Raw genomic sequence first — 12,877 nt, forward strand, 5'->3', positions numbered from 1 at the left:
CCGATAAGAAAGTCTCGAATTGCAAAATCGTTGATAAAAACATAAATCAGAGATTAATTAGGTAAAAAAATCTAATGGCAATGGTCCAAAAGTACTAGACTCTTCAGAATCCTCGTCATACTGACATGTTAATAAAATTCCCTCTCCAAGACCATTTTCAGGTCTAATGTAAACATTTCCAGTTTTTTGATTACCTTTTAAAAAAACACTTCCATCAGAATATAAGGAATCTACATCCCTAAATGTAATTGAGGAGTATTTTTTAGAAATTGACTTCAAGGCCTTAATAGCTAAAGAATCGCAAGGTGCCATTATTCCTATTGTTATCCAATCAGCATCAAGAATATTTTGTTCTAGCTCTTTTAATAATTTTTTTATTTGACTTTTTCTTAAATGAGGTGCTGATTTAAGATTATTTAAGTCATTTAAAGAATTTATAACCATTTGTTAGAAAAATTTAAAGCTATCAAAACTGTTCAAATTTCTTCTAATGAATTATTTTTATCCCTTAACTCCGATGAAGTAAAGATAGTATTGAAAAAATTTAAGCAGCAAAATTCTTTTTTTGGTAATCACTTGGTAAATGAATAGTTTTATTTTTAAAAACTCTTCTTGAAGACAAATATGCTAAATCATATGAACTTATTCCATTTGCATATGGATTGAAGAGTGTTCTCTTTGACCTAGCTTTTTTACCCCTTTTCAATTCATTCATATAATTTAAAGAGTTAATAAATAATCTAACTTTTTTTATTAGATTGTCTAGTTTTTTTTACAAAAAATCTTGAAAAAGTAACTACTCAAGCCCAAAATTGAAATTCAAGGTTTAGATTAAACCAAATTCAATTTACATTTTGGAAGTTTTAAATAATTATCAAAGGCAAAAAAATGATGAGAGTAATGATGAAGAATTTTACTATTCTCCAAAATTTGTTTATCATTTAGACTCAAATTTCAGGAACTATTTAACTTCTCTTTATAAAAATGAGATTAAGGATTCCTCAACTATTCTTGATTTAATGTCTAGTTGGGATAGTTATCTCCCTTCAGAAAAAATTTATAAAAAAGTAATTGGACACGGATTAAACAAAGAAGAACTCGAGAGTAACAAGGCTCTAAACTCTTATTGGACTCAAAACTTTAATGTTAATCAAGATATACCATTGGAGAGCGGAAGTGTAGATTGTTGTTTAATGGTTGCGGCATGGCAATATTTACAATACCCAGAAAAACTCACAAAAGAAATTGCAAGAATTCTGAGTAATAGAGGCAAAATTATAGTTTCTTTTTCAAATAGAGCCTTTTGGCATAAAGCCCCAAACATATGGACTTCTTCAACAGAAGAAGAGAGACTTAAGTACGTTAGAAAAGTATTAATTACAAATGGATTCACTGAACCAAGAATAATAAAAAAATTTAATGGTCAAACTTTTAATCTCTTTACTTTCCTTAAAAATGATCCCTTTTATTGTTTGATTGCTACTAAAGAGAAACTATAAGTTACTTCCTTGACGACCAACTCTGATAATATTTAAATTAATAGCCTAACTTTTAAATAATGTTTATTATTGGATAGTTAAAAAAAATCAATGGGTTCTAAAAGAGAAAAATATCCTGAAAAATGTCCATGGGATCTTGGCCCTAAACAACATTTAGCAAAAGAAGAAAACTGGACTTTAAGATTAGGAGAGGCAAATGTATGTTTTAGCAAAAATAAACTCGATAATAATTACTTTCACGTAATTAGCAATGAAAATGAAGAGCAAATTCTCGCTTTCAGAGCTAGGCTTCTTTATCAAAAATTACTCGATAAAGGATTTAGGTTGGTAGAGTGATGCTTTTAAATTAACTTAGCAAGCAGAGATCTTCAAAAATAAATTTTTGTATTTCTTCTTCTTGGTTTTCATTTAAGTATTTAATGAATCTAGAATTAAGTAACCAAATATCCTTAGAACCAATATTTATAAATGTATCTTCATATTCTAACTTTTTGGTTTTAGCTTTAAAAGTAATTGGATCAATTTGTTGACTCGTATACTTTTTACTTAAGAATCCACTCCCGGTATTTAAGAATTCTTGCACAAAAATTTCTATGATGGTCCCGTGAATTTTTCTATAAACCATATTTATACAATTATTTTTGATTCTATATTTGTCCCCCTCTGATTTACCTGAGACTATCATTTCAATTCCACTATTTGAATCTTTAATCAAATTAAAGTTATTTTTTGAGTGAATTTCTTCAAAATTTCTTTTTACTCGATGTATAGCAACTTCAAATAATTGCGAGGAAATACTTTTGACTATATCTTGATCATCAATATTCTGAATATCAGGTTTAAAATCTTTCCCTAAAAAGAACTCACCCTCATAGGAATTACTATTTACAGAGAAAACGCATTTACCTGAATAGCCTCCAAAGTCAGGATTCCAAGTGTACCTTTTTTCATAAGCTTTTTGAAAAATTTCTTTGCAATCTAATTCCGACATTATAAAAAAAAAGCAAGTTTAATTATGATATTACAAAAAAAAACCCTCTATTAAAAATAGAGGGGAATTAATTTAGTTAATAAAACTAATTTTGTGTAATTTTTGTATTTTCCATATTGTCAAACGCTTGACCAATTTTCTTGAAATCAAATCCCATAGCTCTTAAAGCATGCCATAAATGTCCTTGTAAGAAAAAGAATCCTAAATAGAAGTGAGTATTGGCAAGCCATGCTCTTGAACTATATGCTCCGGATCCTAAATCAACAGTGTCAGTAAAATAAGGAGCAAATTCAAATGAAAGCTTTAAAGGTTCCCCATAAAGATCTACTGGATAAATAGTAGTGTTTGAAGCACACCAGAAAGCTGCTACAAATGCCATATAAGAAACTCCAACTACTGAGTAAGAAAGAATAGCCTCAGCACCTAATAATCCTTTACCCTTGAATTCTGTATATTCTCCAAATTGTTTTGTACAAATATGGAAAACTCCTCCAATAATTTCTAGGAATGCTAAGAAAGCATGACCACCCATAATATCTTCTAGACTATCAATTTTAAGGAAATCAAACTGATGATTCCAAATAGCAGCGATATCTAAATTGTAGACAACTTGTCGTGTTGAACCAATAGCAGGATCGTAAATACCATGAATACGAGCCCATTCAACAAACATTATTGCTCCAAGGCCCAAGAAAATAAGATGATGACCAAGTATGAAAGTCAACTTATCAGGATCATCCCACTCAAAGTCAAATTTTTGAGGCTTACTATTCTCTGGATAATCACCAAGATCACCTGCAAATTTATTGGAATGAAGTAATCCACCAGCACCTAATACTGCTGAGAAGATTAGATGCAATGTGCAAATTACAACAATACCGTATGGTTCTGTAATAACTCCATTTTCAATTCCTCCAATCCCAATACCCGCTAGATGTGGTAATACAATTGCTTTTTGAGCACCCATAGGAATGCTGGCGTCATAACGAGCTAATTCAAATAATCCAAAAGCCCCTGCCCAGAACATCATTAGTCCTGCATGAGCAGCATGAGCAGCTATGAATTTACCTGAACGGCCAACAACACCAGAATTTCCTGCGTACCAGTCATAGGTAACATCAGATTTTCCGTAGTTTTGTAACACTTGATTTAAATAAACAGCAAATTGAGCTTATTGCCAATTCGGCTATTTTTTACAAGATCTTTACAGGTCTTAATTATTTATGTAAAAAAAACATGCTTCGAAAGAACAAATGTTACAAAAAAAAAGGAAATATCTTTAAAGTTTTACCCCAGAGAAGGGATTTCACCTTTTAATTGAGAAGCCCATGTTTCTAGGCGAGAATCTGTTAAATCAGATTCACTATCTTCGTCAAGTGGCAAGCCACAAAAGCTTTCACCTATTACACTCTTTGACTCATCAAATGTATAGGAAGACTTGTCAACGTAGCCAACCATATCAGCACCTGCTTTTGTGAAATAGCTATGAAGTTCTTCCATTGCATCGCAATAGTTTTCAGTGTAGGTAGATGAATCTCCTAAGCCAAAAATAGCTACTTTCTTACCAGACAAACTTAGCTCTCCAATATCCTCAAGTATTGAATCCCAAGCAGTTCCGGATCTTTCCTCATCGGCTCCGGTATTCCATGTAGGGATACCGCAAATGATCCCATCAAGCCCTTCAAATTCTGAAAGGTCATCAACATCAGATACATCCTTAGGTGATTCTGCTGAAGAAATAAAGTTGTGAAGACGATCAGCTACGTCTTCTGTTTTTCCAGTTGTAGTTGCGTAATAAATTCCTACAGTCATAACTTCAAATTGTTTACCTTAAAATAATAAAATCAAAATACGTTAAATTAATTTTTTTACAAACTTTTTCATGTAAAATTTTATACAAATTTACGTATGAAATAGTTTCTACCAGAAATTGAACTCGTTCCGCTCCTAAGCATGATTAATAAAAATCAAAAAAACATTCTTAATAAGCTAATTGAAGATTTTAATTTTTCCAGCTCAAAAAAATATAAATTAATTTCAATATTTGGACTTTTAGGCGATTTTGATAGTTTTGAATATGCAATTAATTTAAAAAATTTTATAGACGATAATCAAAATACAGATGTAGATATTTTTGCAATCGCAATTGGAAATAATATTGGGAAAGAAAAATTTTGCAAATTCACAGGATTTCCAAATAATAATTTAGCAGTTGTCAATGATAATAAACTTCACCAAGATCTTATGGTTTCAAAAGGGGTTGATATAGGTTTAGGAGGTTGGATTAATATGTTAATTATGTTATCTGGAATAAATTCACTAAAAACCATTAAGGAGGTTATTAGGGGGTACACAGGTGATAAAAATGCAAAGCAAATTTTTTCTGATGAAGACCAAATAAACTTATTAAATTTAATCAAATTTTCTGGAGTTTTTTTTAAATATACTTTTGGAAACGGTTATTTAAGACCTTTTGAATTAGCTACATATAGATTAAATAACATGATAGAAATTCTTAAGAACTGGAATGACTATATTATTGATAATAAGTATTTACCTCAAAGGGGCGCTTCATTTCTTTTAAATGATCAAGATCAAATTTTATATACATATTTTTCAAATGATGTACTCGGTTATTCTTCTAAAATGGAAGACCCAATTGCTTTTTTAACTGAGAAATGTAGATAATGAACTCTTTGAATATTGAATTTTTCGGATATTTTGCAGCAATTTTAACCACTGCTGCATTTTTACCTCAATTAATTAAAACCCTAAAGACAAAAAAAGCAGAGGATGTTTCTTTAATTACTTTAATAATGTTTATTACTGGAGTAGTTTCTTGGATTATATATGGATATAAGATTTCATCATCACCAATTCTTATTGCAAATATAATTACTCTTATACTTAATTTACTTATCTTGATTTCAAAAATCTATTATTCTAAAAAATAAGTAGGTAGTAATAATTAATCAATCCAAAAGTATGAATTTACTCGAATAATCCATAAATAAAGCGTATTATAAAAATAACGATAATTTAATTTTGAAATCTTCAAAATGCTGGGTTTGGTTTAAGGGAAGTCTAAATGAAGGTGGCTTTTGGAAGGAAGGTTTCAGTTGCACTTTTGATGAAAAGCCCGGAATATTGATAGAAAGCCCTGCATACGTAACCTGTAGAGTTCCAAATTGGCGAGTTCTTACAAAAGAACCTGAAGATTTAAAGAAAACTCCTTTGATTCCAGATAATGCTATTTGGAAAATAATTTAAATTTTATTCCAAAAAAAGCATTACATTACTCTATAAAAGCTAACATTACTTTAATAAAAATAAACTAATACTATTTACGATCTTTTTATAAATATTATTCCTTTCTTATTTTTTGGTTTTTTTATTGGAAAAAGGAAACCAAAACTTTCAGAAACTATTTCTTTACCACTTATTAAATATGGTATTCCTCTGAGCGTAATGGGACTCTTATTAAAAGAGGGAATTGATTTTGATTTAATTAAAACTGCTTTGATTGCTTTTTTTGCAATTGGATTTTTAATAATTCTAATTAATTATTTTTCAATTACTAAAACCATACTTCCTAACTACTCTTTACAATTAGCTGGCTTAATAGGTAATACTTCATTTCTTGGGATCCCTATTGCGCTAGCGCTTCTTCCAACAAGTACTATTAACTTTACTATAGGTTTTGACTTGGGAACAACATTATTTGCTTGGATATTTGGGCCCTACTTATTACAAAAAAAAACTAATAACAATACCGTCCTAAATTTAAAAAAACTTTTAAATGCAATACTAAACAGTCCTGCCTCAAGAGGCATAGTTGGTGTCTTGATTGTATATCTTTTTGGGTTGGAAAACATATTGGGAGATTATCTATGGATTCCAGCAAGAATAGTAATTGTTTTAGCAATAGTTGTTGTTGGAACAAGATTAGGAATAATCACAAATAGCAAAACTAAATTTTTTAATTTGAATAAAGATATTAAATATTCAATAATTTTGAAATTAATTATTTTGCCTCTAATTATATTTATTCTTAGCAAAATACTTAGCTTTAGCTCAAATGAGGTTTCAGCAATGGTTCTTCAGGCAGGAACGCCATCTGCTGTATCAACTATCTTAATGGCTGAAGCTTACAAAAAAAATCAAAAAATTGCAGCCACAATTCTTTTTACAACAACATTAATTTCAATTATTACAATACCCATTTTGGCAAGTTTGATGAGTTTTTCTCAATAAATCAGAAATAAGGTCTCATAAATAAGCAGATATATTCATTGCCAACAACATATTTACTGATTATTGTAAACAATATGTCCGGATAATTACATAATGTCTTAAGATTTAAATTATGAAGTCAGTAAATCCTAAAAATGAATATATCCCCCTAGATCTTAAAATCTCCGTAAGAAGGGACACCTTAAGACTCATTTCAGAAATGGCTCGTGATATGGGGATCAGTATCAATGAGGTTTTCAGTTTTTTAGCTGAAGACTCTGTCGTAGACCTAGAGTTATTAGATAATTTAAACAATGTAGAAATTCCAAATAAATGTAGTTTGAAAGACCTTAAGAATGAAATGCTTAAAAAAAAGCTTTGTTAAAATTTTTCGACTCGTTTTTTTCTCCAGTTAGCCTCAAAACCATCATTTAGCAAATCTATTGATTGAGCATTCAATTCACTTTTTTTGATCCTCCATAGATGATAAATTCCATGAGAACCTAATTTTTGATGTTTCATATTTGACCAATGCTCTTTTTTAGCTGAATATTTATCTATTACAACCAAAAAGTATTCATGTTCATAGTTTGGTTTATCTTGAAAATTAGTCCTTCTTTCAAATTTAAATCTCTCGAACAAATTAATTACTCCCTCCGCAGCACTAGATTCATAAAAAACAATCTGTTTAGTGTAGAAATGCAATGAGGGTTTTCTAATTCCAATCATTGCAAGAGTTTCACCTTCCTCACGAGAATTTAGAATTTGTTTAGAAATATTTCGTAAGGGTAATTGCCTAGAGGTGTCTCCTAATTTCCTAATTGGTGGCATTAAAAAGGCTTGCCCTATAAAGAATATTATTTGAAGATAAATAAGAGTCTTTGGAGATCTTAAGACAAACAAAACAATTCCAATAATTGTAAAGGCAACGAAAAACAATCTTGCCTTAAGTATTATTCCAGTACTCAATAAATTTGAAGCAAGATTTGGCATCTCAGGATCATTTATTGCATCCAACCAAATATTTGATAGAAAGAAGGCTATTGATAACCCAAGCAGAATTAGAAGATTAATAATCCACAAAGATGAAAATACTTTTTTTTGATTTTGAATTTTCGTGTAACTATTACTTACCAAAATTGCCGCTGCTGGAATTGCAGGGAGCCAGTAGCTAGGAAGTTTTGTTGCAGAAATGCTGAAAAAAACAAATACTGAACCTAACCAACATAAACAATAAATAAATAAACTTTCTGAAGGTATGCAACCTTTTTTTAAACTAGTTATTAAGTCTTTATAAGCCTCTAATATTCCGTGAAATAAAAAAGGAGTAAAAGGTAATGATCCTACAACCATTATGTATAAAAAAAACCAAATAGGTTCTGAATGATTATTAACTACTGATGTATATCTCTGGAAATTATGATATCCAAAAAAACTATCCCAAAACGGTTTACCTTCCTTTATCAGCTCTAAAACATACCAAGGTAAACTTATCAAAACTGTAACTAAAACTCCTTTTTTAAGGTTTATTTTGTCAAGCAACTTCTTCCAATTCTTTTGAGTGAACAAAAAAGATGAAATAGTCAAAGTGGCAAGAACAAAAGCTACTGGTCCTTTGGTTAAAATCGCGAGCCCCATAAAAACCCAAGGAGATATACAATTATCTTTTTTATTACTAGCCATTCTTCTCCAAAACAAAAGAAGGCTTATCCCTAAAGTTCCACATAATAAAGCATCACTTACAGCAGTTCTGCTCCAAACGATTATTAATGGAGACAAGGCAAATCCTAAAGAGGCCACTATCGGAGTTGATGATTTTCTTACACCCTTTTGAGGCCAACAATAAATTGTATCCCCAATTATTAGCATCAAAAATAATGAAGCCAATGCTGAAGGAAGTCTTGCTGCAATTGTTCCAAAGCTATCCCATAATTCGTTTTTGGGTAGTGAATAGAACAAGCCCATTAGCCAATATATAAGGGGTGGCTTATCAAAACGTAAAATCCCATTTACTTTTGGGGTTAACCAATCACCTGATTCGCTCATTGCTTTCCCGGCCGCTGCAAAAAGAGGAGGGGTTTCATCCACTAATCCGGTAGAGCCTAAACCGAAAAGAAAAATTATTATTCCAAATACCAAAATTATTAAAAAAGTAAATAACCTTTTTTTAGAGTTAATAAATAATCTTTTTTCAGACTTTAAAAGTATCATTAAATATGATTTTTAAATTGATATTCTTTAATAACTGTATTTAGCCAGTTCACAACTTTACTTGTAAATATATTTGAGGAAGCATTATCCTCAACCCATTTTCTACAATTTTTTCTATCAATCTTATCGATAATATTCAGATAAGAGAGAAGGCTTTCTTTATCATCGGGCTTAGTGAGATAACCTGTTTTGCCATGCTGAATAATTTCACTCGGTCCTCCCCTTTTATAAGTTACGACAGGCACTCCGCAAGCCAATGCCTCAACAACTACATTTCCGTAAGCCTCGTTCCATTTAGGGGTATTAAGTAAAGCTCTGCAAGTACCAAGTTCTTTTTGTAGCTGTTCCGTTTCTAAAAAACCTCTCCATTCTATAGTTCCTTGAGAAAATAATTCCTCAATTTTCTTTGCATATGACTCATCTTGAACTATTCCCCAAACATTAAGTTTTTCACCAATTGCATTTGCTACATAAGCTGCATCCTCTAAACCCTTTTCAGGAGCAACCCTTCCTACCCAGCCCAAAGGGCCGTCCTTACAATCTTGAAAAATATAATTGTCTAATTTAAATCCGTTTCCAATAATAATTGGATTTTTAATAAAAGGATAATCAGAGGCTTGTATCTTTGAATGAAAAGCAAAGTTACGAGGATATTTAGAGTAAACATTTGATATTAAATTACTTATCACAGAACTTTCAGAACCCATACTAATAATATGTGCGATTGGAATATTTATATTTAGAGTCATCCAAATAGGTAACCAATCGTAAGAAAAATTCAAAATTATATCTGATTTCTTTGCAATAGCTATTGCTTTTTCAATCATCCCTGATAAGAGTGAATTATCTGGTATGCATACCGCAGAATAATAATCACGATGTTGCCAACTTTTTTGCTCTTCTCCTTCTACAAAATGTATGTTTGCTTTTTTACTAGTTTCTAACAATTTAGAATTTTTGGGGGCAACTACATCTACGGTATGACCTTTTGCCAGCAGACCACTCACTAATGAATTAAGAGTAAGTTCAACTCCTCCACCTTTCCCACTTCCCAAAAACCCAATAGGAGTACTGATTAAAACTATATTCATTATTAAAATCTATTATCTTGTATCACTTTCTAAATATTAGTCTTTGTATTGGAAAGTTCCCACAAAGACTTTCTCTGGCTTACAAAGAAAACTGAAATCAGAACAAATGCGACTCCTATCCATTGAATGATTGTTAATCTTTCATTTAGATAGAAACCACCACTTAGGAGTGCAAATATCGGAGTTAAAAAAGCAAGAGTGCTAAATCCTGTTATTTCTTTATTATTTGCAAAATAGAAGAATAATCCATATGCCAACGCCCCTCCAAAGATACTTGCAAATGACATTAATCCCCAATCAAGTATTGACCAATTCGGTATTAATTCAAAATTTGTTTGCAAACAATGTTTAATAATCAAAGGAACACTACCTAAAACCATATGCCATCCAGTTACTGCAACTGGATCACTTTTAGTACAAGTAAATCTAATCAAAATTGTTCCTAAGGCCATTGCGAAGGCAGCTCCAAGCATCCACAATTCTCCAACATTAAATGCAATATCGTTAATACTCTTATCAGACATTAACCACCAACTTTCCAAAAGTTCTTTTGGAACTCCTAAAAATATAATTCCACCTAAACCAAAAAGTAATCCTAGCCATCCAATTGGATTAATTAAATTACCAAAAATTGCTCTTGCCAATAGGGCTACCAACAAGGGTTGAGAATCAATCAAAACAGATCCAAGACCAGCCCCTGTCTTTGAGATCCCATATGTTAAAAATAATTGAAAAAAAGTCGCATCTACTATTGTAAAAACCAAGAACCATTTCAAATCGCACTTATAAATTTTTAAATCTCTTTTAGTTAAATATGTTGTAATAAGAACAAGAATCCCTGCAGGCAGCAATCTTAATGACGCGACTAAATCAGCTCCCCCACTAGAAACTAAGGGGGTCATAGCTGCCATTGATGTCCCCCAAAGTGCAAAAGGGAGTATCATTAAAAACCAATTTAGGATTGAATTCATTATGTCTGCTGATAGTCTTTTTAGAGTAGATTTATGATTTGTACCTTAAAAACATGATTTGGCCTTTTAGACGAAAGTCAAAAAAAAGAATGGCTCGCATAGTAATTGATGAGCCAATCACAAGTTCAACCAGAGTTTCTGTCATCAAAGCTTTAAAACAGATTGAAGATAGAGAATTTCCAGCATTAATTCTAAGAATTGACTCTCCAGGAGGTACCGTTGGAGATAGCCAAGAAATATACTCTGCTATTAAACGTCTAAGAGAGAAAGGATGTAAGGTAGTTGCTAGTTTTGGAAACATATCTGCTTCTGGTGGTGTTTACATCGGAGTTGCTTCAAACAAAATTGTAGCTAACCCAGGTACAATTACGGGCTCAATTGGTGTAATAATAAGAGGAAATAATTTATCTGAACTATTGAATAAAATAGGTATCAAGTTTGAAACTGTAAAAAGTGGTATCTATAAAGATATTCTTTCGCCAGATAAACCTTTAAGTGATGAAGGAAGAGAAATCTTACAAGGATTAATAGATGAAAGTTACAAACAATTTACTGAGGCCGTAGCAGAAGGAAGGGATTTACCGGTAGAAGATGTAAAGAAATTTGCCGATGGAAGAATCTTTACTGGAACTCAAGCTAAAAAACTTGGTTTAGTTGATGAAATTGGTGATGAATTTACCGCGAGAGAGCTTGCAGCAGAAATGGTGAAAATCGATCCCAAAATACAACCTGTAACTTTTGGTAAGAAAAAAAAGAAAATACTAGGACTTATCCCTGGTAGTAAAATTATTGAGAAAATTATTCAAAATATATTTTTTGAAGTAAATTCAACTAATAAAATTCTTTGGTTATATAAACCTTAATTTAAATATGAATAAGGATTATCTTGACAGTGAAAATATTACTGCTCTCAGAGGAGCAACAACTTCAAGTGGAAATTCGATAAAAGAGATTGAAAACGCAGTAGTAGAGCTTATTGATGAATTAATTTTGAGAAATAGTTTAGATACAGAAAAGATTTTATCAATAACTTTTACTGTAACTAAAGACTTAAATGCATGTTTTCCAGCTTCTATTGCGAGGAAACGTTTTGGCTTTGACAAAGTTGCATTTTTAGATTGCCAACAAATGTATCTTCCTAATGATGTTGATTTCTGTATTAGGCTAATGGCATTAGTCATTTTACCGACTGGTTCCTCAATAAAACATCCTTACTTGCGAGGAGCTTCGAATTTGAGGACAGATAGATGTTAATCTTTTTAAAAAGTTTTAATGTAAACTTTAAGCAATAAAAAAACAACCCTTTACCCCCGAAAGACAATGAAGAATAAATTCAAAATTTTTAAATTTTTACTACTCACTCCATTCTTTATTTCAATTCCATTTTTGAATAACAGTAAAGTTAATGCAGGATTGGAGTTTCAATGGGATCAAGATTCAGGTTATAGAAGATTAAAATGGCTTCAAAAAGATGGCGAAAGTAGAGCAAGGAATACAATATTTTTCTTTTTAAGACCCACTGATAGAAGAGCGGATCTTTTAAAAATAACCATGACAATACCTAAAAGATTTAAATCAACCATTAAAGAAGAAAAAATAAGTCTTTGCAAAGTAAAAATAGGTGGCTACGATACTCGTACCAAATGTATTACTGAAATACCAGCAGATTTCGAACTTAAAGAAGACAATACTTCACTAGATATTTTTCCGTACAATCCAATACCTAGTAATAAGGACAGTTACGCAATAGTATTTAAAGTATTTAATCCCAAAAGGACTGGTCTTTACCAATTTCATTCTTATGGGCAGTATTTTGGGAAGGATACCGTTTCAAGTTATTTAGGGAGCTCAACTATAGTGATCGATTAAATGATAAATTGT

The 12,877-nt window shown here is 31.2% G+C and carries 18 protein-coding genes; 10 read left to right on the forward strand and 8 right to left on the reverse strand.

Features of this window, described 5'->3' with window-relative positions; all coding sequences use genetic code 11:
* Window positions 1-57 precede the first annotated feature (57 nt).
* Window positions 58-444, reverse strand: a complete 387-nt coding sequence (locus tag P9515_RS06435; protein ID WP_011820641.1) for a DUF1824 family protein — start codon at window positions 442-444, stop codon at window positions 58-60.
* Window positions 445-544: 100 nt separating this feature from the next.
* Complete coding sequence (locus P9515_RS09810) at window positions 545-715, reverse strand: hypothetical protein (protein ID WP_011820642.1); 171 nt, start codon at window positions 713-715, stop codon at window positions 545-547.
* Between the two features lie 139 nt (window positions 716-854).
* On the opposite strand from P9515_RS09810, the gene P9515_RS06440 reads away from it, so the two are divergent.
* Both P9515_RS06440 and P9515_RS06445 read left to right on the forward strand, forming a co-directional pair.
* The gene (locus P9515_RS06440) at window positions 855-1,499 is read left to right on the forward strand and encodes a methyltransferase domain-containing protein (RefSeq protein ID WP_011820643.1); all 645 of its coding nucleotides are present in this window, start codon (window positions 855-857) and stop codon (window positions 1,497-1,499) included.
* Window positions 1,500-1,589: 90 nt separating this feature from the next.
* Entirely contained in the window at window positions 1,590-1,835 is a 246-nt protein-coding gene (locus P9515_RS06445; protein ID WP_011820644.1) for a hypothetical protein, read from the forward strand.
* Between the two features lie 10 nt (window positions 1,836-1,845).
* On the opposite strand, the gene P9515_RS06450 is transcribed toward P9515_RS06445, so the two are convergent.
* The 3 genes from P9515_RS06450 to fldA form a co-directional block, all read right to left on the reverse strand.
* Complete coding sequence (locus P9515_RS06450) at window positions 1,846-2,490, reverse strand: DUF3386 domain-containing protein (protein WP_011820645.1); 645 nt, start codon at window positions 2,488-2,490, stop codon at window positions 1,846-1,848.
* Between the two features lie 85 nt (window positions 2,491-2,575).
* Window positions 2,576-3,634: a chlorophyll a/b binding light-harvesting protein gene (locus P9515_RS06455; RefSeq protein ID WP_011820646.1), complete on the reverse strand. Its 1,059-nt coding sequence runs from the start codon at window positions 3,632-3,634 to the stop codon at window positions 2,576-2,578.
* Window positions 3,635-3,777: 143 nt separating this feature from the next.
* Window positions 3,778-4,302 (reverse strand): flavodoxin FldA, encoded by a 525-nt coding sequence (fldA, locus tag P9515_RS06460; RefSeq protein ID WP_011820647.1) that lies wholly within the window; start codon window positions 4,300-4,302, stop codon window positions 3,778-3,780.
* Between the two features lie 141 nt (window positions 4,303-4,443).
* Here fldA and P9515_RS06465 point away from each other — a divergent pair, with 141 nt between their 5' ends.
* The 5 genes from P9515_RS06465 (at window position 4,444) to P9515_RS06485 (ending at window position 7,108) form a co-directional block, all read left to right on the forward strand.
* On the forward strand, window positions 4,444-5,178 hold the full coding sequence (locus tag P9515_RS06465; protein ID WP_011820648.1) for an AhpC/TSA family protein: 735 nt from the start codon (window positions 4,444-4,446) through the stop codon (window positions 5,176-5,178).
* Complete coding sequence (locus P9515_RS06470) at window positions 5,178-5,444, forward strand: SemiSWEET family sugar transporter (RefSeq protein WP_011820649.1); 267 nt, start codon at window positions 5,178-5,180, stop codon at window positions 5,442-5,444. The genes P9515_RS06465 and P9515_RS06470 overlap by 1 nt, the downstream gene beginning before the upstream one ends.
* 91 nt (window positions 5,445-5,535) lie before the next feature.
* Window positions 5,536-5,760: a hypothetical protein gene (locus tag P9515_RS06475; RefSeq protein ID WP_011820650.1), complete on the forward strand. Its 225-nt coding sequence runs from the start codon at window positions 5,536-5,538 to the stop codon at window positions 5,758-5,760.
* A 198-nt stretch (window positions 5,761-5,958) separates the two neighbouring features.
* On the forward strand, window positions 5,959-6,744 hold the full coding sequence (locus tag P9515_RS06480; protein WP_011820651.1) for an AEC family transporter: 786 nt from the start codon (window positions 5,959-5,961) through the stop codon (window positions 6,742-6,744).
* Window positions 6,745-6,856: 112 nt separating this feature from the next.
* The gene (locus P9515_RS06485; protein WP_011820652.1) at window positions 6,857-7,108 is read left to right on the forward strand and encodes a hypothetical protein; all 252 of its coding nucleotides are present in this window, start codon (window positions 6,857-6,859) and stop codon (window positions 7,106-7,108) included.
* Here the strand turns inward: P9515_RS06485 and P9515_RS06490 are convergent.
* Genes P9515_RS06490 through P9515_RS06500 form a run of 3 tightly spaced genes read right to left on the reverse strand, consistent with a single transcriptional unit; the run spans window position 7,105 to window position 10,996 of the window.
* A complete protein-coding gene (locus P9515_RS06490) occupies window positions 7,105-8,934 on the reverse strand; it encodes an ArnT family glycosyltransferase (RefSeq protein ID WP_011820653.1) in 1,830 nt (609 codons plus the stop codon). The genes P9515_RS06485 and P9515_RS06490 overlap by 4 nt on opposite strands.
* Window positions 8,934-10,025, reverse strand: coding sequence for a glycosyltransferase family 4 protein (locus tag P9515_RS06495; RefSeq protein WP_011820654.1), 1,092 nt, complete (start codon window positions 10,023-10,025; stop codon window positions 8,934-8,936). Before P9515_RS06495 ends, P9515_RS06490 begins: the two co-directional genes overlap by 1 nt.
* 29 nt (window positions 10,026-10,054) lie before the next feature.
* Window positions 10,055-10,996, reverse strand: a complete 942-nt coding sequence (locus tag P9515_RS06500; RefSeq protein ID WP_011820655.1) for a DMT family transporter — start codon at window positions 10,994-10,996, stop codon at window positions 10,055-10,057.
* A 53-nt stretch (window positions 10,997-11,049) separates the two neighbouring features.
* Here P9515_RS06500 and sppA point away from each other — a divergent pair, with 53 nt between their 5' ends.
* The 3 genes from sppA to P9515_RS06515 all read left to right on the forward strand — a co-directional run bounded on the left by sppA (window position 11,050) and on the right by P9515_RS06515 (window position 12,865).
* Window positions 11,050-11,859: a signal peptide peptidase SppA gene (gene sppA / locus P9515_RS06505; protein WP_011820656.1), complete on the forward strand. Its 810-nt coding sequence runs from the start codon at window positions 11,050-11,052 to the stop codon at window positions 11,857-11,859.
* A gap of 7 nt (window positions 11,860-11,866) precedes the next feature.
* Window positions 11,867-12,250, forward strand: coding sequence for a chorismate mutase (aroH, locus tag P9515_RS06510; protein WP_011820657.1), 384 nt, complete (start codon window positions 11,867-11,869; stop codon window positions 12,248-12,250).
* A gap of 66 nt (window positions 12,251-12,316) precedes the next feature.
* The gene (locus P9515_RS06515) at window positions 12,317-12,865 is read left to right on the forward strand and encodes a DUF2808 domain-containing protein (protein WP_011820658.1); all 549 of its coding nucleotides are present in this window, start codon (window positions 12,317-12,319) and stop codon (window positions 12,863-12,865) included.
* Window positions 12,866-12,877 lie beyond the last annotated feature (12 nt).

This window comes from Prochlorococcus marinus str. MIT 9515, from assembly GCF_000015665.1.
Classification (GTDB): domain Bacteria; phylum Cyanobacteriota; class Cyanobacteriia; order PCC-6307; family Cyanobiaceae; genus Prochlorococcus_A; species Prochlorococcus_A marinus_P.

Excerpts from the sequence above, each read along its gene's own strand:
- P9515_RS06445 (WP_011820644.1), top strand. The coding sequence starts at position 1,590 with ATGGGTTCTAAAAGAGAAAAATATCCTGAAAAATGTCCATGGGATCTT.
- P9515_RS06485 (WP_011820652.1), top strand. The coding sequence starts at position 6,857 with ATGAAGTCAGTAAATCCTAAAAATGAATATATCCCCCTAGATCTTAAA.
- P9515_RS06435 (WP_011820641.1), bottom strand. The coding sequence starts at position 444 with ATGGTTATAAATTCTTTAAATGACTTAAATAATCTTAAATCAGCACCT.
- aroH (WP_011820657.1), top strand. The coding sequence starts at position 11,867 with ATGAATAAGGATTATCTTGACAGTGAAAATATTACTGCTCTCAGAGGA.
- P9515_RS06470 (WP_011820649.1), top strand. The coding sequence starts at position 5,178 with ATGAACTCTTTGAATATTGAATTTTTCGGATATTTTGCAGCAATTTTA.
- P9515_RS06480 (WP_011820651.1), top strand. The coding sequence starts at position 5,959 with ATGGGACTCTTATTAAAAGAGGGAATTGATTTTGATTTAATTAAAACT.
- P9515_RS09810 (WP_011820642.1), bottom strand. The coding sequence starts at position 715 with ATGAATGAATTGAAAAGGGGTAAAAAAGCTAGGTCAAAGAGAACACTC.
- P9515_RS06465 (WP_011820648.1), top strand. The coding sequence starts at position 4,444 with ATGATTAATAAAAATCAAAAAAACATTCTTAATAAGCTAATTGAAGAT.
- sppA (WP_011820656.1), top strand. The coding sequence starts at position 11,050 with ATGATTTGGCCTTTTAGACGAAAGTCAAAAAAAAGAATGGCTCGCATA.
- P9515_RS06490 (WP_011820653.1), bottom strand. The coding sequence starts at position 8,934 with ATGATACTTTTAAAGTCTGAAAAAAGATTATTTATTAACTCTAAAAAA.
- P9515_RS06495 (WP_011820654.1), bottom strand. The coding sequence starts at position 10,025 with ATGAATATAGTTTTAATCAGTACTCCTATTGGGTTTTTGGGAAGTGGG.
- fldA (WP_011820647.1), bottom strand. The coding sequence starts at position 4,302 with ATGACTGTAGGAATTTATTACGCAACTACAACTGGAAAAACAGAAGAC.
- P9515_RS06450 (WP_011820645.1), bottom strand. The coding sequence starts at position 2,490 with ATGTCGGAATTAGATTGCAAAGAAATTTTTCAAAAAGCTTATGAAAAA.
- P9515_RS06500 (WP_011820655.1), bottom strand. The coding sequence starts at position 10,996 with ATGAATTCAATCCTAAATTGGTTTTTAATGATACTCCCTTTTGCACTT.
- P9515_RS06515 (WP_011820658.1), top strand. The coding sequence starts at position 12,317 with ATGAAGAATAAATTCAAAATTTTTAAATTTTTACTACTCACTCCATTC.